Origin of the sequence: Cognatundibacterium curvum (assembly GCF_014284235.1) — a bacterium.
Taxonomy (GTDB): Bacteria; Pseudomonadota; Gammaproteobacteria; order Burkholderiales; family Burkholderiaceae_D; genus Undibacterium; species Undibacterium curvum.
Map to the genome: position 1 here is coordinate 242,106 of NZ_JACOGD010000002.1, position 24,472 is coordinate 266,577.

Sequence of the window (24,472 nt, forward strand, 5' to 3'; positions counted from 1 at the left end):
AATTGTATTAAAAGGGAAGAGGGCAAAAATGAAAGTTCTCGCATCAGTTAAGCGGATCTGCCGCAACTGCAAAATCATCAAGCGCAAAGGTGTTGTTCGTGTTATCTGCACAGAACCACGCCATAAACAGCGCCAAGGTTAATTAACGTTATTGAACGAGGAATAACGAATGGCACGTATCGCAGGGGTTAATATCCCAAATCATCAGCATACCGTAATCGGCTTGACAGCTATCTATGGTATTGGCCGTCCACGCTCACAGCAAATCTGTGAAGCAACTGGTGTTCTGACCACTAAAAAGGTCAAAGATCTGGACGACAACGAACTCGAAAAGCTTCGCGACGAAATCGGTAAATTCATCGTTGAAGGCGATTTGCGTCGTGAACTGTCCATGAACATCAAGCGTTTGATGGACTTGGGTTGCTATCGTGGCTTGCGTCACCGTAAAGGCTTGCCAGTTCGTGGTCAACGTACACGTACTAACGCACGTACACGTAAAGGCCCACGTAAAGCAGCGCAATCTTTGAAGAAATAATCCAGGCTAGCCCGGATCCAAGGAAAACATTATGGCAAAAGCTCAAAATAACGCGGCAGCAGCACGTGCGCGTAAGAAAGTTAAAAAGAACGTTGCAGAAGGTATTGCTCACGTTCACGCTTCTTTCAACAACACTATCATCACGATCACTGATCGCCAAGGCAACGCGTTGTCTTGGGCAACTGCTGGTGGTGCCGGCTTCAAAGGCTCTCGTAAGTCTACTCCGTTTGCAGCTCAGGTTGCAGCAGAGGCAGCTGGTAAAGTTGCTGTAGAATGCGGTATCAAAAATCTGGAAGTACGTATCAAAGGCCCAGGCCCAGGTCGTGAATCTTCTGTTCGCGCTCTGAACAATCTGGGTATCAAGATCTCCCTGATCCAGGACGTAACACCAGTTCCACATAACGGCTGCCGCCCTCCAAAGCGTCGTCGTATCTAAGCAGCGATATTTGTTGCTGGCGTTCTGACGATTTTTTCGTTAGAATGCAAGCCCGCCATTTTGTTGGCGGGTTTTGTGTTGGGAAATTTTATTTCAGACAATAAGCATGTTGCTTACTGTCTTTAAGACCACTGTCTGATAGCAGGTAGATCAGACTAGCGCAGCCTGTGCTGCGTCAATTATTAAAGGAAATTACTGTGGCACGTTATATCGGACCTAAAGCTAAGTTATCCCGCCGCGAAGGCACGGATCTGTTCCTGAAAAGCGCACGTCGCTCTTTGGACTCCAAGTGCAAATTAGATGCAAAACCAGGTCAACATGGTCGCACTTCTGGTGCTCGTACCTCTGACTTCGGTAACCAATTGCGCGAAAAGCAAAAAGTTAAACGTATGTACGGCGTTCTGGAACGTCAATTCCGCCGCTACTTCGCTGAAGCAGACCGTCAAAAAGGTAACACAGGCGAAACACTGTTGAAATTGCTGGAATCCCGTCTGGACAACGTTGCTTACCGTATGGGCTTCGGCTCCACACGCGCTGAAGCACGTCAGCTGGTGAGCCACAAAGCATTCACAGTTAACGGTATCGTTGTGAACATCGCTTCTTACCAGGTTAAAGCTGGTGACGTAGTTGCTGTTCGTGAAAAAGCGAAAAAACAAGTACGTATCGTTGAAGCGCTGTCCCTGGCTGAACAGTCCGGCATGCCTTCTTGGGTTGCTGTTGATGCGAAGAAAATGGAAGGTACTTTCAAGTCCATGCCAGATCGCAGCGACATCGCTCACGATGTCAACGAATCCCTGATCGTTGAATTGTATTCTCGTTAATTCTGAGTTTCACTGCCTGCCTGTTTTTCGACAGGCAGGCTTTTTTCTTTAATGCCATCAGCCTTATCGGTGTAACGAACCGAGGGTATTGAAAAGGACATTTCATGCAAAACAATCTGTTGAAGCCACGTATCATTGATGTGGAAATGCTGGGTGCCGGTCACGCTAAAGTGACTATGGAACCGTTTGAACGTGGCTATGGCCATACACTGGGTAATGCGCTGCGTCGCGTGCTGCTGTCGACTATGACAGGCTATGCACCGACTGAAGTAACTATTGCTGGTGTGGTTCATGAGTATTCCTCCCTCGATGGCGTTCAGGAAGACGTTGTTGACATCCTGCTCAACTTGAAAGGCGTAGTCTTCAAGTTGCACAACCGTGATGAAGTAACGCTGACATTGAAGAAAGATGGCGAAGGCGCAGTGCTGGCTTCTGACATCGATCTGCCACATGATGTTGAACTGATCAACCCGGAACACGTGATCGCGAATCTGACAGCCGGCGGTAAGCTGGACATGCAGATCAAGGTAGAAAAAGGCCGTGGCTATGTGCCAGGTAACGTACGTCGTTTGTCCGAAGATGCAAACAAGACTATCGGCCGTATGATACTGGACGCGTCCTTCTCTCCAGTGCGTCGTGTTTCCTATGCGGTTGAATCTGCCCGTGTGGAACAGCGTACCGATCTGGACAAGCTGGTCATCAATATCGAAACCAATGGCGTGATCTCTCCTGAAGAAGCAATTCGTCAGTCTGCACGCGTACTGGTTGATCAATTGACCGTATTTGCAGCATTGGAAGGCACTGAAGCAGCAGCTGAAGCACCATCCCGTGCACCTGCAGTGGATCCGGTTCTGTTGCGTCCAGTCGATGATCTGGAACTCACAGTCCGTTCCGCAAACTGCCTGAAAGCAGAAAATATTTACTACATTGGTGATCTGATCCAGCGTAGCGAAAACGAACTGTTGAAGACACCAAACCTGGGTCGCAAGTCTTTGAACGAAATCAAAGAAGTTTTGGCATCCCGTGGTCTGTCTTTGGGCATGAAGCTGGAAAACTGGCCACCTGCTGGCCTGGAAAAATAATTTATCCCGATGAACGGTTCTGTCCGGATCGTTCATTTTTTAACGTCGTAAATAATTACCGGCCCGCGACTGATGTCGATAGAAGAGCTGGCATTGAAATCTGAAAGGAAATACCATGCGTCACCGTCACGGCTTACGTAAGCTGAATCGTACCTCTTCCCACCGTCTGGCTATGCTGCGCAACATGACAGTTTCCCTGCTGCGTCATGAAGCCATCAAAACAACTCTGCCAAAAGCAAAAGAATTGCGCCGCGTTGTAGAGCCTATCCTGACTCTGGGTAAAACTGACACACTGGCTAACAAACGTCTGGCATTTGCCCGTTTGCGCGATCGTGAAATCGTTCAGAAGCTGTTCGCTGAACTGGGCCCACGTTACGCAACACGTAACGGCGGCTACCTGCGCATCCTGAAAATGGGTTTCCGCGTTGGCGACAATGCACCTATGGCTTACGTTGAACTGGTAGATCGTCCAGAAACAACTGAAGTTGCAGACGCTCCTGTAGCAGAATAATTGGGAAGTTCGTTTCCTGATGCAAAGAAAACCGCTCAATCCGAGCGGTTTTTTTTCGCCTGTTGTCTGTCCACCGAAGTCATATCAGGCTTGGCTTTGCGGCTCGTCGAAGAAAAAAAAATGAGGCATGACTAATGCTAGCTTGGTGCAGTATGTGCTCCTTGCGCCATCCCGGCTTGTTTGTACAGCAGGGTAAGATGCAATCGCCAGGCGGGGCGTATCCCGACGCGCCGCAGGTGGATAAAGTTCTTACCAATTCATTCAAGAATGGTTTGTCCTATCGGGTTGCAGATTGGCCTTGTTTGACCTTTTGTCGTTTGGAGAAAGAGGATGTTTAGCCTTACGATGTGGCAGGTAGTGATTTGATTAATGATGGCGACAAATTCATGCGGCTCATCGCGATGTGCCCTACTTGTGCGGGTTAGTGCCTCGCAATCGAAGTGGTAGCTAACGAATCAGGTCAAATTAAAATAAATGATATCAAAAGCTTTGAGTCGATTTTGCAGAGTGAATTTCGTATAAAAAGTGGGGAGTTGGAAATGTATGATGCTATCGCACTGAATGAACCACAATCGGCTTCAATTGCTGTGGCAAAAAATCAACTGAATCAATATGTTAAAACGATTTCGATTGAAGGTAATGCCACTAATTTAACGCTGAAAGGCACTTATGGCGTTTGTAAGTTTGTGCCATCGCGAAATGCATCTGATTTTGATAAAAAGATAGACAATGCCTACTCTGCTCTTTCTGTCATTTATTCTGCCCACGACATAGGTATGTTCGTTGACCCGAGATCTCCAGAAATTGATACTACTTCGACAGATATTTCTTTCACTGTTTTTGAGTCGCCAAGGCATGGAAAATTAACCGAGTTTAATGATGTACATGGCTTGAAAGATTTTAAATATGAACCTGATGAGAATTTCATAGGTACTGAAAAAATAGTGTTATTAGTGAAAGGCAAAGAGGGTCGGACAGATTTGGATAGGCCTAAAGGTACTCCAATTGAATTTAAACTTGTTTATTACATCAAGGTGACGAAGGAGAAATACCGTGATTATTTGCAATTAGAGAAAAATGGTGCTCGAATTGATAACAAATATTGTCCACGTATATTTTGGCCAATTTCGCTTTCAAAAGTAATAATAAATGATTTGTATAAGCAAACCGACTTCACCAACTGGAAAACCACTGCCAAGCTAAACGCCATGCTAGCCAACGCCAGCGGCTCACTGACTAACTTCAGCGACCTGACTGCCTGCCCGCGCGTTGCGACGTAACGCTTCGCCGTGAAACAAGGTGCCGTAACTTAGCGTTACCATCTCCAACAACAGTACACAAGCCTGTTGGCAGCGAATCCTGCTGCGTCCATCAGCAGCAAGCCGTCAATGATGGCTATGGTCTGGTCACGGCTCCCCGCCATGCATACATGAAGACCTTGTGCTTATTCGTACGTGCCTAAGCGACACTTGTTACAATACCAGACTTCTTTCTTCCCTATGGTGCTGACATGTCGACTCAGACCACATCAGTTTTGTTGGTGATGACGAATTGCCCGGATCGCGCCAGCGCTTTGCGTATCGCGCAGGCTTTGCTGGAAAAAAGCCTGGTTGCTTGTGTGAACGTTTATCCGGAAATGCTGTCACTGTACAACTGGCAGGGAGAACAGGAACAAGCCCCGGAAGTGGCTTTGCATTTGAAAACCAGGGCTGAACTTTATCCTCAGCTGGAACAGGCGATCATCGCGCTGCACCCTTACCAAGTACCGGAAATCATCGCCATCCCCGTCGTTCAGGGCTTACCCGCCTATCTGGATTGGGTACAGGCAGAAACAGGAAATAATCACTATGCGTATGACAAGCAGTAACTCCACTTTGCCCGCGTTCTGGCGGGTCCTGCAGGCAGCCATGATGGCTTTGCTATTGAGCTGGCTACAACCAGCGATGGCAGAAGATTTTCTTGATCCTGAGGTTGCATTCAAGGTGAATGCAGTCATGCTTGAACCCGGCGTGGCTGAAGTCACTTTCACCATCGCCGATGGCTATTATCTGTACCGCGAGCGTCTGAAATTCAGTTCTGAGCAAGCCAAGCTGGGCGAGCCTGTGCTGCCTAAGGGTAAAGTCAAATTTGACGAAACCTTTAACAAAGAAGTGGAAACCTATCGCGAAAAACTGGTGGTACGTATCCCAGTGCAGGCTGATAAGGATTTCGTACTGAAGGTCGCACGTCAGGGTTGCGCGGATCTGGGTCTGTGCTATCCACCGATGGAAAGTGAGTTCCCACTCAGCGTCAGCGCCAGTACAAATGCGGCCTCCGCGAATGGGGCTGCAGGCTCAGCATCGTCAAAAGCGGGTGCAGCTGCTGCGACAGATAACGAGAGCAGCAGCATCAGCGCTGCCTTAAAGAGTGGCAAGCTGGTGGTGATTCTGCCGCTGTTTTTCATACTCGGCCTCGGACTGTCGCTGACGCCTTGTGTACTGCCTATGGTGCCTATTCTGTCTTTCATCATCGTTGGTGAAGGTGCGGGTGTGAGTCGTATGCGCGGCTTCTTGCTGTCGCTGGCCTATGTGCTTGGGATGTCGCTGGTCTACACCGGCATGGGCGTCGCTGCTGGTCTGGCTGGCGAAGGCTTGGCGGCGACTTTGCAAAATCCCTGGGTGCTGGGTGCTTTCTCTGCGCTGATGGTGTTGCTGGCCTTGTCCATGTTCAATGTCTATCAATTGCAGATGCCTGCAGCCTTGCAGACGCGCCTGACGCAGGTGTCTGAAGGCCAGCGCAACAGCAAGGCAGGCAAGCTGATCGGCGTTTTCCTGATGGGCGCGATTTCTGCCCTGATCGTCGGCCCTTGCGTGACTGGCCCGCTGATAGGTGCGCTGGTCTACATCAGCCAGACCCGTGACGTGTTAGTCGGTGGTGCGGCGATGTTTGCGATCGCCATCGGTATGGGGGTGCCTTTGCTGTTAATCGGTATTTCAGCCGGTAGCCTGTTACCCAGAACCGGTATGTGGATGGAATACATCAAACGCTTCTTTGGTGTGCTGATGCTGGGCATGGCCTTGTGGATGATTTCTCCTGTGATTCCGGCCTGGTTGCAAATGACGGGTTGGGCGCTTTTATTGCTGGCTTATGCGGCTTATCTGTTGTGGATACAGCGCTCGGGCCTGTTAGCGAAAGCTTTTGGCCTGCTGTTCGGTTTGCTGGGCGCAATCCAGCTGGTGGGCGTGGCGACCGGTGGTCGCGATGTGTATGCGCCGCTGGCACACTTGTTGGGTACTCAGGTACACGGCGCCAGCTTCCAGCGTGTAAGAACGGTGGCTGAACTCGATGCCGCGCTGGCGCAAAACAAAGGCAAGACTGCGATGCTGGATTTTTATGCAGACTGGTGCGTGTCTTGTAAAGAAATGGAAAAGCTGACCTTCACCGATCCAGCCGTCAAAGCGAAGATGGAAGCGATGCTCTTATTGCAGGTAGACGTGACTGCGAATAACGAGGATGATAAGGCACTGCTCAAACGCTTTGGCCTGTTTGGTCCGCCGGGTATCATCTTCTTCAATCAACAGGCGCAAGAGATCGCGGGCAGTCGCGTGGTCGGTTATCAGAATGCAGAGAAGTTCCTGCAATCGCTGAGCAAAACCGATCAGCCTTAAGCGCTGGCTGGGCACTGAGATGCTTATAACTGTTTATATATAAGCATCTCACTTATCTGTACTTGAATGTGCGGCCTCACCGGTTTTATAGTGCAGTCTTGGTTCTTATGGAGAAAAACATGACTTTACGTTTAGGCGATATTGCACCGGATTTTGAGCAGGATTCCTCAGTTGGTCCTCTGAAGTTTCATGAGTGGGCTGGCAATTCATGGGTGGTGTTGTTTTCCCATCCTGCCGATTTCACACCCGTCTGCACCACAGAGCTGGGTCTTACGGCCAAGCTGAAGCCAGAATTTGATAAACGCAATGTCAAGGCCATCGCCTTGTCCGTTGATGGCGCGCAATCGCATCTGGATTGGATTAAAGATATCGAAGAAACCCAAAAAACAGTGGTGGGCTTCCCTATCATCGCCGATGCAGACCGTAAGGTCGCCGCGTTGTTTGACATGATACATCCTAACCAGTCCGAGACCGTGACGGTACGTTCGCTGTTCATCATCGATCCAAACAAAAAAGTCCGCCTGATCATCACCTACCCTTTGACCACTGGCCGTAACTTTGATGAAGTGCTGCGCGTGATCGACGCGCTGCAACTGACCGATGGTTATACCGTGGCAACACCAGGTAACTGGCGCGATGGTGACGACGTGATTATTCCTTTGTCGATCAAAGATGAAGAAGTGATCAAACAAAAATACCCGAAAGGCTATCAGGCACCTAAACCTTATCTGCGCATTACACCGCAGCCGAATAAATAAGTGCTGCCCAAGCTATCAGTGAAAAACCCCGGTCTTTGCACCGGGGTTTTTCTTGTCTGTGAAGTTTGGGTTCCCACATTTCAGAGCACGGAGCATGACACCCTGATCAGGTACTCTGTAAAGCTTCCCATTCGCTGCGCAACAAGGCATACATCCTGACATCGACAAAGCGTCCGCGGTTGTAGCCAGCGCCGTGTGCGATGCCTTCGAATTGAAAGCCATTGTTGATCGCGACTTTTTCAGAGCCGGTATTGCCAGCTTCCATGTGAATTTCCAGCCGGTTCAGCAAGGTGGTTTCAAACAGATAGCGCGTGAGCAGTGCCACTGCTTCGCTCATGATGCCTTTGCCATGGAAGGCGGTAGAAAACAGGGAGTAACCGATTTCGCGTGACTGAAAGTACGGCACTGTCTTGAAATGAAACACCCGGCCCAGTATCTGTTCATCGTCACCGATGATCAGAAAGTATTCCATGTTTTCTTTAGAGCTGTGCTGCTCCTCAAAGCGTTTTTCTAGCTGGCCCGGCAGCATCAGTTCGGTCGGCAGCCAGGGGCCGCGTGCGTCCAGATCATTGAGTAAGTGGATGAGTTGCGGAATTTCTTCTTTTTTAGGGTGACGCAAATAAAAGCAGCTGCCGCGTAGCATGGTGTCTCCTTCAAATCAAAAGTATAGACTGAATGAATATGCGCCTTCCCAAACGAAATGCCTTGGAAAGGCGCATGAATACTCAGTCTCTGTTTCTGCGTTTAAGTTAAATCTGCTCAGCTCTGTCCAGCTCAGCTCAGCGCATAGGCGTGATGTGCTCGGCATAGTCATACAAAGCGCCGAGGATTTCTTCGGTACGCTCATCGGCCTCTTCAGATAAGGCATCGATGCGCTCGAAAAAAGCGTCGACGGTCATGGCCTGGCCAGCGCCATCGTGTAAGCGCGCGGCGCGGTGCTCTTCCCAGGCAAGGCTTTCTTCCTGGCTCAGACTATCGGGGAAATTACGGGCACGATAGCGGAACAATAATTCTTCCAGACGTTTGTCCTGAAATGCCAGCGAACGCTGTGCGATTTCTTCGCCGGATAGTTCGCGTAGCTGATTCAATAGCTTGCGGTCAGCCGCACCGATAAAGCCATTGTATAAATCCTCATCCACATCATTGGCAGCGCTTTGCGGACGATCAAATACGGCTTCCCAGATCGCCTGCATATCGGGTGCGGCGGCCGCCAGTTCGGCATGCGCCAGGATGCTGCTCATATCGATGCCCCAATGCGCGGCGCGTTCTGCGCTCAGGGTATTGAGCTTGCTGATCACGATGGGCGACTTATTGATGTGGATGGTTTTCAGCGGCAAGCGGCTCACGCCTTCCGGCAATTCGCTGGCCTTGCTAAACATCCTCAGTTGTATCTGCTCTGCCGACAGCTGGAATAACTCAGTCGGATCAGCCTGCAAATCCCAGACGATGATTTCGTTTTTATTGGTCGGATGCATAGCCAGTGGCCACACCACGCTGATGCAGCCGCGTTCAGCCGGGATCATGCCACTCACATGCAGCAGCGGGCGGCGCTGCGGCCAGCCTATTTCTTCCATCACTCTTTCTTTTTTACGCAGACCGAGGCAGAAGTCAAACAGGCGCGGATTATTTTGTTTGACTAAACGGGCCATCGCGATGGTCGCGCGCACATCGGACAAGGCGTCATGCGCGGCTGTATGCGCGATGCCATTGGCCTGAGTCAGATGCTCCAGCCGGAAGCTGGGTTTGCCGTCTTCATGTTGCGGCCACTGTATGCCGTCGGGGCGCAGCGCATAGGCGGTGCGTACTACATCGAGTAAATCCCAGCGGCTGCAATTGTTTTGCCACTCGCGTGCATACGGATCGATCAGATTGCGCCAGAACAGAAAGCGCGTCACTTCATCATCAAAGCGTATCGTGTTGTAACCCACACCGATGGTGCCGCTTTGGGCGAAGGCGGCTTCTATTTGCTGCGCGAATTCATGTTCAGGTATGCCGTGTTCCAGACAGGTTTGCGGTGTGATACCGGTAATCAGGCAAGAGACCGGGTCCGGCAAAAAGTCGGGCGCAGGCTGGCAATACAGCATCAGCTCTTCGCCGGTTTCATTCAGCTCGGCATCGGTGCGTATCGCAGCGAATTGCGCCGGACGGTCGCGGCGCGGCACGGCGCCAAAGGTTTCATAGTCGTGCCAGAGAAAACTTAATTCTTGATTCATAAGTCGTGTTTACTTTCTTGGAGCTGACGCCAACATGGTCAGCGTCGTTCCCGCAATTGATCTTCCAGATAGCGCTGGCGGCGGAATACCAGCAACAGCACCACCACGATCAGCAGCATCGCGCCCATTGTGATCCAGAATCCCATTTTGTCCTTCAATAAGGGCATCACTTCGAAGTTCATACCGAAGATGCCGGTGATCAGGGTCAGTGGCATGAACAGCGCCGTGATCACTGTCAGCGTGCGCATGATTTCGCTGGTACGGTGCGCCATCGCTGAAAAATGAATTTGCACCGCCGATTCAAGTGAAGCTTCGAGGCGCCGCGCATGATTCAGCACGCGGCTGATATGCTCCATCACATCATTGGTGCGCACCAGCAGTAAGTCTTTGGCGCGGCCCTGATCATCGGCTTGCCCGTCGTGGGTATCGACGATGTGATCACGCAGTTCTTGCAAGGCATCGCGCTGTTCTTCGCACAGATTATCGAGCTTACGTAATTCCAGACGCGAGTCGAGCAAAGCCATCCAGTTGTTAAACGGACGGCGCGGGTCCAGCAGCGCATGCTGCCAGCGGTCGAGTTGTTGTGTCAGTGGCTGACGTAATTCCAGATACTGATCTACCATCGCATTCAGTAAGCGCAGCATCAGGTCTTCCGGTGAAGCCGGCAAGCGACTCGCATGCGGATTGCCTTCCGATTTTCCTTTGTAGTTCAACAGCTTTTGTCTGGCATTTTCTATCGTGCGGCTATTCGCCGCGCGCACCGTCAGCAAAGCATTTCCCAACAAAAAAAATGCGACCGGCACCGTCGCCAGCTTATTCAGTGCGGCGGGAATCTTACGCTTGAAGGGCTCGCCATTTTCCTGACACTGCGCCGAATCAGGCTGCAGAGCCAGCTTGCGGAACACCACCATTTCATAATCATGGGTGCTGTCGAAATACGAGGGATGACTCAGATTGACCGCGTCGGTCAGATGCAGATCGTAAATGTGCACGCCGGTGAGCGCTTCGATGCGGCTGCGCCAGGCTTCCGGATCAGCACTGACTTCATCGTGCGTGGAGTCTATCCACAGAAAGCAGTTGCTGGCCGGTGTGCAGTCCGGATTCAGCGTGACCTGATGATCATTAATGTGAAAAATATCCATATCTGGCAGAGAGGAAGCAGAAAAGCAGCATCAAAGAAGGGCTATAGCGCTGCGCCAACCGTCAGTATCGCGGTAAGGCGGCGGCTTGGCAAATGCGGCGTTGCGCAGTCAGGAAGGGAAGGTCAGCAGCGTGGCTGCTGACCAGTATCAGTCTGATTTGTGCAGGACCTAAATCATACTTAAATCAGACTTAAATCAGACCTGAAATCAGGCTTGTTTTAGCAGGCGGGCGATATCACGTGCAAAGTAGGTCAGCACGCCATCGGCACCCGCGCGTTTAAATGCGAGCATGGCTTCCATCATGGTTTTATCGTGATCCAGCCAGCCATTCTGGGCTGCCGCCTTGATCATCGCGTATTCACCACTGACCTGATAGGCAAAGGTTGGCACCTGAAATTCATCTTTGACGCGACGTACGATGTCCAGATAGGGCATGCCGGGTTTCACCATCACCATGTCTGCGCCTTCGGCCAGATCCAGTGCGACTTCACGCAAAGCTTCATCGCTGTTGGCCGGGTCCATCTGGTAATTGGCTTTATTGCTCTTGCCCAGATTTGCAGCAGAACCGACCGCATCGCGGAAGGGGCCGTAAAACGCAGATGCATACTTGGCAGAATAGGCCATGATGCGGGTATGGATGTAGCCTGCTTCTTCCAGTGCACAGCGGATCGCGCCGACGCGGCCATCCATCATATCGCTGGGCGCGACCACATCGGCACCGGCTGCAGCATGGGTCAGCGCCTGACGCACCAGCATGGCCGTGGTGACATCGTTGAGCACATAGCCATTGTCATCAATCAGGCCATCCTGGCCGTGGCTGGTGTAAGGATCGAGTGCCACGTCAGTCAGGATACCGAGCTCAGGATGGGCCGCTTTCAAGGCACGGACAGCGCGCGGAATCAGACCATTCGGATTAGTCGCTTCTATGCCGTCCGGTGTTTTGAGAGAGGCATCGATGGCCGGGAACAGCGCCAGTACCGGTATGCCCAGTTGTACGCAGTCGGCGGCGACTTCCAGCAGGAAATCGATGGAGACCCGCTCGACGCCAGGCATAGAGGCAACCGGCTGGCGTTGTTGTTCGCCATCGACCACAAACACCGGATAAATCAGGTCAGCGCTGGTGACGGTGTTTTCACGCATCAGCGCGCGCGAAAACGCATCTTTGCGCATACGGCGCATACGGACAGCGGGAAAAGCGGAGGGCAGGGCAGAATTTTTGATTGACATGGTGAGATAAATTTTTAGGCTGGTCAACGAAACTTTTCAGAGATACATGCGTCTTAAGCTACAGGTTGGAGCGTACTCCATGCCTACCGCTTCTCCTCCCTGAGCGGGACACCATTCGTCCCTATTCGAACTGGTGTTACTTTCCCCGGCAACATAGCATGATGCCGGGGATTTTTTTTAGCTGAGCGCTGCAAAACCGCGCGCCTTGCGCCTTACTCAGACTGGATTGGCGTCGCTGTCTGGCAGCGCTGCATGGTTAGCGGCAGCAACAGTATCTGCATCAGTATCAGCAATAGAATCAGTGTCAGCATTGTCGGCTACTGCGGCAGGCAGTTCTTGATCCAGCCCAAGCAGTGCGCGCACAGTGGCATCCGCTTCTTCAATACCAATCCGCTTTAAGGCCGAGAATAATTGTACGCTATACGGGAACAGCGGACCCTGGTCATCCTTGTAGCGCTCCAGCACCGTTTTGGCATGACGCAAGGCATTGGCGGATTCGTTATTGTTGAGCTTATCGGCCTTAGTCAGGATGCAGTGTATCGGGCGACCGCTAGGTGCAAACCATTCCAGCATCTGTATGTCGAGGTCGGTGAACGGACGGCGTGCATCCATGATCAGCACCAACGCAGCGAGCTGGGTGCGGCGCTGTACATAGGCGCCGAGCAATTGGTTCCAGTGATTTTTAGCGGCACCGGGAACTTCCGCATAACCATATCCAGGCAAATCGACCAGCATGGCGCGGATCTCATCGACCTTGGTTTCATCCTTGCGATGCATCGCAACGTGGGCGCCACCGATGGAAAAGTAATTAATGTGTTGGGTTCGTCCCGGAGTCTTTGATGCAAAACAAAGCTTCTTCTGGTTGCATAGTGTATTAATAGCGGTCGACTTGCCGGCGTTGGAACGGCCTGCGAATGCGATTTCCGGAACATGGGTCCGCGGCAGATCTCGTAAATGATTGACCGTGGTAAAAAAGCGGGCTTGCCAGAGGATAGACATAAAGGAAAGGAAAAGTGGAAAAATGCAACAGTTGGCCGTTATAACGCCTGAAAGCTATTGTACAATAAGGGGTTAGGTAATGGGCAGCGCTATCTTTTTCCGTGCCTACTCTGGTTGCTGTTTCTCTCTTTTCCGCAGCAGCTTCGCAGCTACGTGTCGCCAACAGGGCAGATTTCTATTATTTAGTCTCAGGGTGTATGAATGAAACGTGCTTACTTACCAGTTATGAAGTCTCTTGGCATGGCCGTACTGGCTTTGTCCTCCCTCACTTCAGTCGCGTATGCGAATCAGGAAGCGAAGCCTGCTAAAGCGGATGCAGCCAAAGGCGAAGCGCTGTACAAAAACGGTGATGCGGGACGCGGTATCGTCGCCTGCGCGTCATGCCATGGTGAAGCCGGAAATTCCACCATCAGCGCGAATCCAAAATTAGCTGCCCAGCATGATGCCTATCTGGTCAAACAACTCACTGAGTTCGCCAGCGGTGCGCGTAATAATGCGACCATGACCGCATTTGCCAAAAGCCTCACGGCTGACGACATGAAGAATGTCGCGGTCTATCTGAACGCACAAAAATCTGCACCGGGCGCAGCGAAAAACAAAGATATCGTCGAACTCGGCAAACAAATTTACCGTGGCGGTATCGCTGAGAAAAATGTACCTGCCTGTGCCGGTTGCCACAGCCCGAACGGTGCCGGTATCCCAGCCCAGTTCCCGCGTATCGCCGGACAGCATCAGGATTACACGCTGGCGCAGTTACAGGCTTTCTACAATGGCTCCCGTAAAGATGGCGCAAAGATTCAGGGTTCACGCGTCAACAGCGTGCAGATGACAACGATAGCGAAGTCTATGTCTGAAGATGAAATGCGCGCAGTCGCTGATTACATCGCCGGACTGAAATAATATCGGATGGATTTAAAGCCGCCCCAGCGGTGCGATGGCAGCTTGTTCTGCCTGAGCAGCCAGTTCAGGATTGACGGCTAGTCGCCATGCATGACCGGGATAGCTGTAGCAGTTCCGGATGCCTGAAAAACGGCTGACTTGAAGGAATGATGAAGGGGGTGGCGCGCAGCCATCCCCTTTTTTTTGATCAGACGCCGGCCGTCGCGCGCTTGCAGCTCATCCTGGCTGATTGCTCACTGCATTCGCGTGCTGAACAGGCTCAGCGCAGGCGCATCAGGCGGAAACATGAGCCTTGTAGAATTTTCATCGGAACAGTATGGACAATAAGTTGGATTTTGAAAGCCCCACCGATACCGGCGGGATACAGCTGCGCACACGACAGGCCTGGCTGGCTGACAGTGTGGAATTGCTGTCCTCTATGCGTTTTGCCATCAGTATTCTGGTGCTGATCGCAATCGGTGCGGTGATAGGTACGGTGCTCAAACAGAATGAGCCTATGCCGAACTATGTGAATCAGTTCGGTCCTTTCTGGTATGAGGTGCTGGATAAATTCGGTCTGTATTCGGTCTACTCCGCCTGGTGGTTTTTATTGATGGTTGGCTTGCTGGTGGTATCGACCAGCCTGTGTGTAATCCGTAATGCGCCCAAGATGCTGAAGGATATGCGCAGCTGGCGTGACAATGTACGCGAACAGTCACTGAGGAATTTCCATCACCGTGGTGAGTGGACTTCGGCGCAGCAGCCAGCTACGGTGCAGCAGCGCGCCCAGCAATTATTAGCCAGCCTCGGTTACCAGCAAAAGCTGGTCGCAAAAGACGGTGCCACACTGATCGCCGCACGTCAGGGCGCCGCTAATAAATGGGGTTATATCCTCGCGCATTCGGCGATTGTTGTGATCGTACTGGGTGCGATGCTGGACTCCGAATTACCTATCCGTTTGCAACGCTGGTTTGGCGGCAAAGTACCCTATGAAGGTGCCGGTATTATCGCCAACATTCCAGAACAACACCGCCTGCCATTGGGGAATCCCAGTTTCCGTGGTAATTCGCTGATTCCGGAAGGCAGCAGCAGCAATACCGCCATCATTACCCAGTCTAGCGGCGTGCTGATTCAGGATTTGCCTTTCACGCTGCAACTCAAAAAATTCCATATCGATTTTTACAGCAGTGGCATGCCTAAACTGTTCGCCAGCGATGTGATACTGACCGACCATGAAACCGGTAAAAAAACCGAAGCCACCATCAAGGTCAATCAGCCTTTAATTTACCAGGGTATTGCAGTTTATCAGTCCAGCTTTGAAGACGGTGGCAGCCGCCTGCAGGTACAGACTTATGCGATGACGGGCGATAGCGCAACGGGTACTGGCCTGAAAGGTGAAGTCGGTGGCAGCACGCCGCTGACCGCCGCAGACCAGCAGCAATACAGCATAGAATGGACAGGATTCCGGCCGTTTAACGTAGAGAATATGGCGAAGAATGGCACGGATGTGCGTGCTGTTGATACGAATAAAAGCTTCAATGAACGGCTGAGTGCGGATCTGGGTAAGCAACTAGGTTCTGCTGCCAAAAACGTCAATACCAAAGAATTTAAAAACGTAGGCCCCAGCTTCCAGTACAAGCTGCGTGACCAGACTGGTCAGGCCAAAGAGTTCATGAATTACATGCAGCCCATGCTGATTGATGGCGATTACATGATACTGAGCGGGGTGCGCGAGTCGGCGGCCGATGGCTTCCGTTTTCTGCGCATACCGGCGGATGACAATGACAGTGTGACGGAATGGATGCGTTTGCGCGCGGCCTTGCACAATAAGGCCTTGCGGGAAAAAGCCGCCGATCGCTTTGCGGCTGGCGCCTTACCGGCGAGCATGGCCAATTCTGGCGATATGCGCCAGCAGATCCAGGCTTCAGCGGCCAACAGCCTGGCGATTTTTGCAGGGAATGGCCAGGATGCCGGTTTTGTCGCGATCTCGCGCTATCTGGAACAAAAAATACCGGCGGCTGATCAGGCCAAGGCAGCAGACGTGATGATTAAGATACTCAATGGCAGCTTATGGAATTTGTGGATGCTGGCCAGGGAGCAGGACGGTTTGCCCGCATTGGAAATGACAGACAAGCATGCGCGCTTCCTGCAACTGGCGACCACCGCCTTGTCGGATGCAGCCTTTTATCACGCGCCTGTGTATTTGCAATTGCGTGGGTTTGAAGAGGTGAAGGCATCGGTATTACAAATTACCCGTTCACCCGGTAAGAATGTGGTGTATTTTGGTTGCCTGTTGCTGGTACTCGGTGTTTTTGCCATGTTTTACATCCGTGAGCGCCGCCTGTGGATTTGGCTCAAAGCGGATGGGCAGGGATCACATATACTGATGGCCATGAGTTCACAACGTAAGACCCTGGATTTTGAAAAGGAATTTGCCCAGCTCAGTCAGGGACTGGCGGCAATCGCACAGGAAGCCAAACCGTGAGTGCGGGTGCACAAACGTACTGAACACACAGGACACAGATTATTTACACTGAAGCGTATTTTCGCTTCAGGCCGGAGGCAAAGAAAATGATGGAAATGACACAGAATTATCAGGTGCAGCAGAGCTTTTTCAAGCGCCTGAGCATCGTCGACTGGGCGTATGCAGCAGCCTTGTGCGCAGCATCGCTGTTTGCTTTGTCGCGTTTCGGGTCCTTTATGGATATCTACGAAAAAGCGATATTGCTGCTGGCAGCGCCGACTTTCGCCTGGCTGGGCTGGCGCTGGAAACCGGTGCGGCCGCTGATGCTGATACTGGCATTGCTGAGTTTGTCAGCAGTCAGCCTGTATGCGGGCAATCTGGAGCTGGCGAATCAAAAATTTTTCCTCAAATATCTGCTGTCCAGCCAGTCTGCGATACTGTGGATGAGTACGCTGTTTTTTCTGGCCACCCTGTTTTACTGGGGCGGGCTGATACTGCGTTCAGATTTCGGTTCCTCGGTAGGCTCGATACTGTGCTGGGCCGCCGTGGTGATGGGCTTTACCGGCATGCTGGTGCGCTGGTATGAGTCCTACCTGGTCGGTGCCGATATCGGCCATATACCGGTATCGAATCTGTACGAAGTATTCGTGTTGTTTGCATTGATCACGGCTTTGTTCTACCTCTACTATGAGCAACAATACGCGACGCGTGCGCTCGGTGCTTTTGTGCTGCTGGTGATTTCCGCTGCCGTCGGTTTTCTGCTGTGGTATTCGGTCAGTCGTGATGCGGCAGAAATCCAGCCGCTGGTCCCTGCGCTGCAAAGCTGGTGGATGAAAATTCATGTACCTGCCAACTTCATCGGTTACGGCACCTTTGCGCTGGCAGCTATGGTGGCGGTCGCCTATTTGTTAAAGTCCAAAGGCTGGCTGGCAGACCGTTTGCCCGCGCTGGAATTGTTGGATGATGTGATGTACAAGGCGATCGCGGTTGGCTTTGCCTTTTTCACCATTGCCACTATTCTCGGCGCTTTATGGGCCGCAGAAGCATGGGGCGGCTATTGGTCCTGGGACCCGAAAGAAACCTGGGCACTGATCGTCTGGCTGAATTATGCCGCCTGGCTGCATATGCGCCTGATGAAGGGCTTGCGCGGTCAGGTTGCTGCCTGGTGGGCCTTACTGGGTCTGCTGATCACCAGCTTTGCTTTCCTGGGCGTGAACATGTTCCTGTCCGGCTTGCATTCCTACGGCACGCTCTGATGGAGGCAAGACACTGAGTCTTTACCTCGTAGTAAAAAGCCATGCATTTGCATGGCTTTTTTATTTGGGCTGAGGCCAAACAGCGTCTGGCCAGATGGAGTTCGTCCACCAGATACTTAGCTTTCTTGCGCTTCGTTTGCTCCATTTTGTAAGGTTCTGCGAAAATTTCCGACTCATGAGAGACTAGCGCCTTCGCTGCACGGGATCTGACTCAAAAACTACTGCAGCAGCAGCTGGCGTTAAGCACAGCTTATCCATCTACGCTCACAGGAGTGAATCATGATCATACGACACGCGGGCTATGGCCTGGACCAGCCTTATCCTTCAGAAATCACGCCACGTGCCGTGTTTGAGGAGCGGCGTCAGTTTATCCGCCAGCTGGCGCTGGGCTCCGTGGCTGGCAGCGCTTTGTGGGAAATGGCGAACCGGGAGGCGCATGCACAAACCGCGTCTGCACAGAAGCTGGTCGCCAGCCCGAATCCGGCCTATGCGATACTGGATAAAAAGACTTCGCAGAAAGATGCGACCACCTACAATAATTTTTACGAATTCGGTACCGATAAATCTGAGCCTGCGATCATGGCAGGCAGCCTGAAGACACGGCCCTGGACGGTCAGCATAGAAGGTGAAGTCAAGAAGCCCTTTGTGCTCGATATCGACAGCCTGCTTAAGCTGGCGACGCTGGAAGAGCGTATTTACCGTTTCCGATGCGTGGAAGGCTGGTCGATGGTAGTGCCGTGGATAGGGTATTCACTGTCGCATCTGATCAAAAAAGCCGAACCTACCGGCAATGCCAAGTACATAGAATTCGTGACCCTGGATGATAAAAAACAGATGCCCGGTGTGCGTTCGCCGGTACTGGACTGGCCTTATACCGAGGGCTTGCGGCTGGATGAAGCAGCGCATCCGCTGGCGCTGCTGACCTTTGGCATGTATGGCGAGGTGTTACCGAATCAGAATGGTGCGCCGGTGCGTATGGTACTGCCGTGGAAGTATGGCTTTAAGTCCGTCAAATCTATCGTCAAAATCCGCTTTACCAAAGAGCAGCCAGCCACTGCCTGGAATAAAACAGCGCCGCGCGAATATGGCTTTTATTCAAATGTGAATCCCGAGGTCGATCACCCGCGCTGGTCGCAGGCGTCTGAACGCCGCATCGGTGAAGATGGTTTGTTTGCGCGCAAACGTAAGACTCTGATGTTCAATGGTTATCCTGAAGTGGCATCTTTGTATGCCGGGATGGATCTGAAAAAATTCTATTGACCCCAGGCTGCTGCCACCCTCGCTGAAGCACAATCGCCGACTATGAATCTGACTGCACCGCAATTAAGCCGCTTAAAAGTAGTGGTGTTTCTGGCTGCCTTAATCCCATTGGGTCACATGCTGAGTGGCATCCTGATGGAGCGACTAGGCGCTAATCCGCTGGAATATCTGACCCGTTACAGCGGCGACTGGGCCTTGTATTTTCTGATGATGACACTCGCGGTCACGCCGCTACGTAAATTGCTGCAACAGCCGTGGTTATTGCGTTTCAGGCGCATGCTGGGCCTGTACACGTTTTTCTATGCGGCCCTGCATTTCCTGATGTTCTTTTGGTTCGATCATTTTTTCGATTTGCAGGAGATGTGGGCGGATGTACTCAAACGTCCGTTTATTGCAGTCGGGCTGATGGCGTTTTGTGCTTTGCTGCCGCTAGCTGTGACCAGCCACAACGGCATGATCAGGCGCATGGGTGGCAAAGCCTGGCAACGCCTGCATCAGTTGATTTATGTGATTGCGCCTCTGGCCGTGCTGCATTACTACTGGATGAAAGCCGGTAAGCATGACCTGACCCGGCCTTATTTGTTCGCGTCGTTGGTAGCAGCCTTGCTGCTGTACCGGGTCGTCGTCAAATGGCGTGAACGCGCTGAACGTCGCCCTGTCTGATGGTGTAAGGATCAGTAGCGCCAGGCCAGGCCTATTCCCAACTGATGGCTGCGGCTGGTCTGCGTTTGTTTCCATTGCAGGCCAGCATCGATATCCAGATTAGGGGTGCAGGCATAGATCAGGCCTACAGTCTGATAACGCTGCCAGCGTTTTTCCTGGCGTGATTCCGGCGAAATCAGACCGAGATCCAATACGGCCTGCCAGCCTGGGCGGAACTCATACAAGGCCGCACCCGATAGCCGCCACACAGTCGTGTGCTGAGCGCTGCTGGCTTGCTCGTCGCGATAATGGTGCCAGTTCATGTAGACGTTGCTGTGTACCGTCAGCTGATCCTGATGATAGCTGTGTATCAGTGTTGTGCTGAGCTGATAGGCATTGTCGCTCAAGCCTTTACGCTCAGCCCCGCTGGGGATAAAGGCTTCCAGCTTAACGCCATAGCTGTGCTGCGCATTCTGAGCAAACAGATATTTGACACCTGCTGAGGCATCGGCCACACCGGCGAACTGATTCAGTCTGCCTGGCAGATTAAAAAACACATCGAGCTGGTCGCTGGCACCATAGGTGTAGGTCAGCGCACTGATTTGCTGATTCGCCTGAGCTGTCAGGTTGCTGCGGCGGGCATCCGTATTCAATTCCCATTGTTGTTTTCCCTGGGTTTGTACATTCGGATCTTCGGTCACCAGTGGGTGCGCAGCCCATGCGTGTGGGCTGAGGCAGGAAAGGGATGCGCTGAGCATCAGGATATGAGTAATTGTTGATTTTTGCATCGCTAAAAATTCCACGGCATAATGTGTTTGAAATTAGCCTACCAAATTTTTATGACAAGCTATCTATTACAAGAAAAATCTTCGGAGACCCTGGTTCAGCGCAGCGCATTGCGCATTTTGCGCATCATAGGCTGGCAGGTCAGATATAAGCCACTGCCTGGCCCCAGAGGTGTGATCATCGTCTATCCCCATACGTCTAACTGGGATTTCCCTATCGGTATTCTGGCCAAACTCGCGATTGGCATGCCATTTCACTTTATCGCCAAGTCCTCCCTGTTTGAGGGGCTGACCGGTGCAACCTTAGGTAAAGTAGTGCGTGCGCTGGGCGGTGAACCGGTAGAACGCGGCAGTTCAACTGGCGCCATCGCACGCCTGGCGAAAACCATGCACAGCGCTGACTGGTACTGGATGGCGCTGGCACCGGAGGGAACGCGTAGTTTGCGGCCACACTGGCGCAGCGGGTTTTACCATATAGCGCTGGAAGCGAAAGTTCCTTTAGCTTGTGCGTATTTTGACTTCAAACGCAAAGAAGTCAGCCTGGTCGACTATCTGACACTCAGCGGTGAGCAGGAGGCAGATATGGCGCAAATTCGTCAGGTTTATCAGGGGGTACAGGGCTGTCGGCCACATCTTGCGGGCCCGATACAACTACGTCAGGATCAGCAGTAAGCGCGAATACTGTCGCTAAGTGAATTCTTCAGTTTGTTTTTTGCGCGTTGTCCGGATTGGTGCTGAGCGGCTTGCTTTGTGCCTTTTCCGTCACTTTTTCCGGCATCGTCAATGGTCCCTTTTGTCCGCAGGCAGTCATCAGGCAAATCAACAGCAGGGATGAAATCAGGGTACGCATCTTGGTTTACCTTAACACCGTATAAAATGGCGTTTTCAAAGATTTAAACCACGGGAGTGTACCATGACTGAAACCGAATTCCTCGATTTGGCTGAAACTTGCCTCAAGCAAGTGGAAGAGATGTTCGAGCAGGCTTTCGAAGACGATTTGTACGATGTAGAGTGCGCACGCAGTGGCAATGTACTCACGATAGAGTTCGTGCAGAACGGCTCAAAAATGATCGTCAACAGTCAGGCGCCAATGCAGGAAATGTGGCTGGCTGCGCGTAGCGGTGGCTTCCATTATAAATACGATGGCCAGCACTGGCTCAATACACGCGATGGTTCAGAATTGTTTGCGACCTTGTCCCGGCTGGCGCTGGAACAAGGCGCTTAAGCCGGCTTACTCTTCGATGACTTTGGCCGGTGCAGATAAATCTGTCACCCCGGTACCCGGTGGATTTTCTGCATAGTAGAAATCTCCGTTGACCGAAATAATTCCATTTGGAATAGGGCGCTCTTCGATAGGAATATCTTTGAGCGCCTTTTGCATATAACCTATCCAGATCGGCAAGGCCAGTCCGCCACCGGTTTCTTTATTACCCAGATTCTTAGGCTGGTCGAAACCTATCCAGGCGATTCCCACCAGTTTAGACTGATACCCTGCAAACCAGGCATCGACCGAGTCATTAGTGGTACCGGTTTTACCGGCCAGGTCCGTCCGTTTCAAAGACATGGCCTTGGTTGCCGTTCCGAAGCGAACGACATCTTTCATCATGCTGTCCATCAGGAAGGCATTGCGCTCATCAATCACCCGGTTATTTTCATCACCGGCTTTTTCCGGTGCCGCCTGCACCAACACTTTGCCATTGGTATCGGTGATTTTAGAAATCAGATAGGGATTGATTTTGTAGCCGCCATTGGCAAAAACGGCATAGCCAGCCGCCATTTGCAAAGGCGTGACCGCACCTGCGCCTAAGGCCAGAGTCAGATAAGGTGGGTTTTTCTCGGGGATGAAGCCAAAGCGATTGGTATATTCCTGGCCATACTTGGCACCGATGCGGTGCAGGATACGGATAGAAATCATATTTTTCGATTTGGTCAACCCTTTACGCATGGTCATAGGACCTTCGTATTTGCCATCATAGTTTTTTGGCTCCCAGGCCTGACCACCGGTCTGACCGGCATCGAAGCTCAGCGGCTCATCATTGATGATGGTGGCCGGGGACAGACCTTTTTCCAGCGAGGCAGAATAAATAAATGGTTTGAACGAAGAACCAGGCTGGCGCCAGGCTTGTGTCACATGATTGAATTTATTCAGGTTGTAATCGAAACCACCGACCAGGGCTTTAATCGAGCCATCCACGGTACTTGCTGCGACAAAAGCTGACTGTACTTCAGGCATTTGGGTGATGACCCAGTTTTTGCCTTCTTGCATAACGCGTATCACAGCGCCGCGCTGTATGCGCTTGTTAGCAGGTGCTTTCACAGACAAACCACTGGCTGCAAAACTCAGACCGGCTTCTTCGATGCGAATTTCTTCACCAGTCGCCAATACGGCTCTTACTTGCTTGGGATTCACTTCAAGCACCATCGCCACCAGCAAATCATCGCTGTTACTGTGATCGGCTAGTTCTTTTTCGATTGCTTCGTCAGCCGCTTCTTTGCCAGATGGGATACTGATGATGGCTTCCGGACCGCGATAACCATGCCGTTTCTCATACTCCATTACACCACGGCGCAAGGAGAGATAGGCTGCGTCCTGATCGGCCTTGGTAATGGTGGTGTACACATTCAAACCGCGGGTATAAGTTTCTTCTTTAAATTGCTCATAAACCAACATGCGTGCCATTTCCGACACATATTCAGCATGCACGCCAAAATCGCTGCTGTCGGTCTTAGTGATCAGTTCTTCGTTGCGCGCCTGTTCAAATTCCGCATCATTTATGTAACCAAGTTGTTTCATCCGTTGCAAAATGTATTGCTGACGTACCGTTGCGCGCTTGGGATTGGCGACCGGATTGTAGGCTGAAGGTGCTTTCGGCAAGCCTGCTAACATGGCTGCTTCGGCTACGCTGATATCTTTAAGTTGCTTGCCAAAATAAATCTGGGCAGCAGAAGAAAAGCCATACGCACGTTGGCCCAGATAGATCTGATTCATATAAATTTCCAGAATCTGGTCCTTGCTCAGATTCTGTTCTATCTTCCAGGCCAACAGAATTTCGTAAATTTTACGCTTGAAAGTTTGCTCGCTGGAAAGGAAAAAATTGCGTGCAACCTGTTGGGTAATGGTCGATGCGCCTTGCTTGGCGCCGCCGCTCAGATTGTGCAGCGTCGCCCTTGCAATACCTAGGTAATCGACACCACCATGCTCATAAAAGCGATCATCTTCTATCGCGAGTACCGCCTTCTTCATCACATCCGGTATTTCATTAAAACGCACGACATTGCGACGCTCTTCTCCGAACTCGCCGATCAGTACATGGTCTGCCGTGTAGATACGCAAAGGCATTTTCGGGTTATAGCTGGTGATCGAATCCAGCTCAGGCAGATTGGGGTAGGCCATCGTCAGCGCAAAGCCTATCATTAACGCAACCGCGAGGATCAGTCCTGTGATGATGAGCAGGGTGTTGAGCAGTATCCGGCGCAGTAACCGCGGTTTGTCTGATGCTGTAACCATGGTTTTTTCCGGAGTTGTGTTTGTTTGAGCGGACATGAATTTTTACAGTAACGATTAGCAATTTGCATTATAACGTCTCGGCGCTGCTGTTCTCGTTTAGCTTTGATGCAGGATGTTTCTGTGAGTTAAGGAAAAACGTTCGTGGACAATTGGCAACGCAGCAGATGGCTGCTCTGAGGAAATTCTTTACCAATGCGGTCTATATTGCTAGCATTTCATGTAAGCTTGGATAATTGTTTCGTAAATTGCGGTTTTTAAAGACTTTTTTCTACGCACTTTACATTTTTCAGGCGGTTTTGTTTCAATT

At 51.5% G+C, this 24,472-nt stretch carries 25 protein-coding genes; 17 read left to right on the forward strand and 8 right to left on the reverse strand.

What is annotated here, in order from left to right; genetic code table 11:
* The first annotated feature begins 28 nt into the window (after positions 1 to 28).
* The 10 genes from rpmJ (at position 29) to H8K43_RS04325 (ending at position 7,790) form a co-directional block, all read left to right on the forward strand.
* Positions 29 to 142: a 50S ribosomal protein L36 gene (gene rpmJ, locus H8K43_RS04280; RefSeq protein ID WP_014004415.1), complete on the forward strand. Its 114-nt coding sequence runs from the start codon at positions 29 to 31 to the stop codon at positions 140 to 142.
* Between the two features lie 27 nt (positions 143 to 169).
* Entirely contained in the window at positions 170 to 535 is a 366-nt protein-coding gene (gene rpsM / locus H8K43_RS04285) for a 30S ribosomal protein S13 (protein ID WP_162021768.1), read from the forward strand.
* Positions 536 to 566: 31 nt separating this feature from the next.
* Positions 567 to 971, forward strand: coding sequence for a 30S ribosomal protein S11 (gene rpsK, locus H8K43_RS04290; RefSeq protein ID WP_110255932.1), 405 nt, complete (start codon positions 567 to 569; stop codon positions 969 to 971).
* 197 nt (positions 972 to 1,168) lie between these two features.
* Complete coding sequence (gene rpsD / locus H8K43_RS04295; protein ID WP_162021767.1) at positions 1,169 to 1,792, forward strand: 30S ribosomal protein S4; 624 nt, start codon at positions 1,169 to 1,171, stop codon at positions 1,790 to 1,792.
* A 104-nt stretch (positions 1,793 to 1,896) separates the two neighbouring features.
* Positions 1,897 to 2,874, forward strand: a complete 978-nt coding sequence (locus H8K43_RS04300; protein ID WP_186902697.1) for a DNA-directed RNA polymerase subunit alpha — start codon at positions 1,897 to 1,899, stop codon at positions 2,872 to 2,874.
* Between the two features lie 115 nt (positions 2,875 to 2,989).
* The gene (rplQ, locus tag H8K43_RS04305) at positions 2,990 to 3,385 is read left to right on the forward strand and encodes a 50S ribosomal protein L17 (protein WP_162021765.1); all 396 of its coding nucleotides are present in this window, start codon (positions 2,990 to 2,992) and stop codon (positions 3,383 to 3,385) included.
* A gap of 440 nt (positions 3,386 to 3,825) precedes the next feature.
* Entirely contained in the window at positions 3,826 to 4,665 is an 840-nt protein-coding gene (locus H8K43_RS04310) for a hypothetical protein (RefSeq protein ID WP_186902698.1), read from the forward strand.
* 230 nt (positions 4,666 to 4,895) lie between these two features.
* Positions 4,896 to 5,252, forward strand: coding sequence for a divalent-cation tolerance protein CutA (gene cutA / locus H8K43_RS04315; RefSeq protein WP_186902699.1), 357 nt, complete (start codon positions 4,896 to 4,898; stop codon positions 5,250 to 5,252).
* The gene (gene dsbD, locus H8K43_RS04320) at positions 5,233 to 7,032 is read left to right on the forward strand and encodes a protein-disulfide reductase DsbD (protein ID WP_186902700.1); all 1,800 of its coding nucleotides are present in this window, start codon (positions 5,233 to 5,235) and stop codon (positions 7,030 to 7,032) included. The genes cutA and dsbD overlap by 20 nt, the downstream gene beginning before the upstream one ends.
* Positions 7,033 to 7,151: 119 nt before the next feature.
* Entirely contained in the window at positions 7,152 to 7,790 is a 639-nt protein-coding gene (locus H8K43_RS04325) for a peroxiredoxin (RefSeq protein WP_186902701.1), read from the forward strand.
* A gap of 106 nt (positions 7,791 to 7,896) precedes the next feature.
* On the opposite strand, the gene H8K43_RS04330 is transcribed toward H8K43_RS04325, so the two are convergent.
* From H8K43_RS04330 to yihA, 5 genes are all read right to left on the reverse strand, one after another.
* Positions 7,897 to 8,433 carry a GNAT family N-acetyltransferase gene (locus H8K43_RS04330; RefSeq protein WP_186902702.1) on the reverse strand — a complete coding sequence of 179 codons (537 nt, stop codon included), beginning with the start codon at positions 8,431 to 8,433 and terminating at the stop codon, positions 7,897 to 7,899.
* A 136-nt stretch (positions 8,434 to 8,569) separates the two neighbouring features.
* Entirely contained in the window at positions 8,570 to 10,003 is a 1,434-nt protein-coding gene (gene sbcB / locus H8K43_RS04335) for an exodeoxyribonuclease I (protein WP_186902703.1), read from the reverse strand.
* 38 nt (positions 10,004 to 10,041) lie between these two features.
* Positions 10,042 to 11,145, reverse strand: coding sequence for a magnesium transporter CorA family protein (locus H8K43_RS04340; protein ID WP_186902704.1), 1,104 nt, complete (start codon positions 11,143 to 11,145; stop codon positions 10,042 to 10,044).
* Between the two features lie 207 nt (positions 11,146 to 11,352).
* Positions 11,353 to 12,372 carry a porphobilinogen synthase gene (hemB, locus tag H8K43_RS04345; RefSeq protein WP_186902705.1) on the reverse strand — a complete coding sequence of 340 codons (1,020 nt, stop codon included), beginning with the start codon at positions 12,370 to 12,372 and terminating at the stop codon, positions 11,353 to 11,355.
* A gap of 216 nt (positions 12,373 to 12,588) precedes the next feature.
* Positions 12,589 to 13,371 carry a ribosome biogenesis GTP-binding protein YihA/YsxC gene (yihA, locus tag H8K43_RS04350; RefSeq protein WP_186902706.1) on the reverse strand — a complete coding sequence of 261 codons (783 nt, stop codon included), beginning with the start codon at positions 13,369 to 13,371 and terminating at the stop codon, positions 12,589 to 12,591.
* Positions 13,372 to 13,572: 201 nt separating this feature from the next.
* Here yihA and H8K43_RS04355 point away from each other — a divergent pair, with 201 nt between their 5' ends.
* From H8K43_RS04355 to H8K43_RS04375, 5 genes are all read left to right on the forward strand, one after another.
* Positions 13,573 to 14,271 (forward strand): c-type cytochrome, encoded by a 699-nt coding sequence (locus H8K43_RS04355; protein WP_186902707.1) that lies wholly within the window; start codon positions 13,573 to 13,575, stop codon positions 14,269 to 14,271.
* Positions 14,272 to 14,587: 316 nt separating this feature from the next.
* Positions 14,588 to 16,735 (forward strand): cytochrome c biogenesis protein ResB, encoded by a 2,148-nt coding sequence (locus H8K43_RS04360; protein WP_186902708.1) that lies wholly within the window; start codon positions 14,588 to 14,590, stop codon positions 16,733 to 16,735.
* A gap of 86 nt (positions 16,736 to 16,821) precedes the next feature.
* Positions 16,822 to 17,970 carry a c-type cytochrome biogenesis protein CcsB gene (gene ccsB, locus H8K43_RS04365; protein ID WP_408058481.1) on the forward strand — a complete coding sequence of 383 codons (1,149 nt, stop codon included), beginning with the start codon at positions 16,822 to 16,824 and terminating at the stop codon, positions 17,968 to 17,970.
* Positions 17,971 to 18,249: 279 nt separating this feature from the next.
* Positions 18,250 to 19,230, forward strand: coding sequence for a protein-methionine-sulfoxide reductase catalytic subunit MsrP (gene msrP, locus H8K43_RS04370; RefSeq protein WP_186902709.1), 981 nt, complete (start codon positions 18,250 to 18,252; stop codon positions 19,228 to 19,230).
* 42 nt (positions 19,231 to 19,272) lie between these two features.
* Positions 19,273 to 19,893, forward strand: a complete 621-nt coding sequence (locus tag H8K43_RS04375; RefSeq protein ID WP_186902710.1) for a protein-methionine-sulfoxide reductase heme-binding subunit MsrQ — start codon at positions 19,273 to 19,275, stop codon at positions 19,891 to 19,893.
* 11 nt (positions 19,894 to 19,904) lie between these two features.
* Here H8K43_RS04375 and H8K43_RS04380 read toward each other — a convergent pair whose 3' ends face one another.
* Positions 19,905 to 20,660 (reverse strand): transporter, encoded by a 756-nt coding sequence (locus tag H8K43_RS04380; RefSeq protein ID WP_186902711.1) that lies wholly within the window; start codon positions 20,658 to 20,660, stop codon positions 19,905 to 19,907.
* A 51-nt stretch (positions 20,661 to 20,711) separates the two neighbouring features.
* Between H8K43_RS04380 and H8K43_RS04385 the strand changes: the two genes are divergently transcribed.
* Complete coding sequence (locus H8K43_RS04385; RefSeq protein WP_186902712.1) at positions 20,712 to 21,329, forward strand: 1-acyl-sn-glycerol-3-phosphate acyltransferase; 618 nt, start codon at positions 20,712 to 20,714, stop codon at positions 21,327 to 21,329.
* 28 nt (positions 21,330 to 21,357) lie between these two features.
* Here the strand turns inward: H8K43_RS04385 and lptM are convergent, their stop codons facing one another.
* On the reverse strand, positions 21,358 to 21,507 hold the full coding sequence (lptM, locus tag H8K43_RS04390; RefSeq protein ID WP_186902713.1) for an LPS translocon maturation chaperone LptM: 150 nt from the start codon (positions 21,505 to 21,507) through the stop codon (positions 21,358 to 21,360).
* Between the two features lie 63 nt (positions 21,508 to 21,570).
* Between lptM and cyaY the strand changes: the two genes are divergently transcribed.
* The gene (cyaY, locus tag H8K43_RS04395; RefSeq protein WP_186902714.1) at positions 21,571 to 21,882 is read left to right on the forward strand and encodes an iron donor protein CyaY; all 312 of its coding nucleotides are present in this window, start codon (positions 21,571 to 21,573) and stop codon (positions 21,880 to 21,882) included.
* 6 nt (positions 21,883 to 21,888) lie between these two features.
* On the opposite strand, the gene H8K43_RS04400 is transcribed toward cyaY, so the two are convergent.
* Positions 21,889 to 24,165 (reverse strand): penicillin-binding protein 1A, encoded by a 2,277-nt coding sequence (locus H8K43_RS04400; RefSeq protein WP_230403663.1) that lies wholly within the window; start codon positions 24,163 to 24,165, stop codon positions 21,889 to 21,891.
* Positions 24,166 to 24,472: the final 307 nt, after the last annotated feature.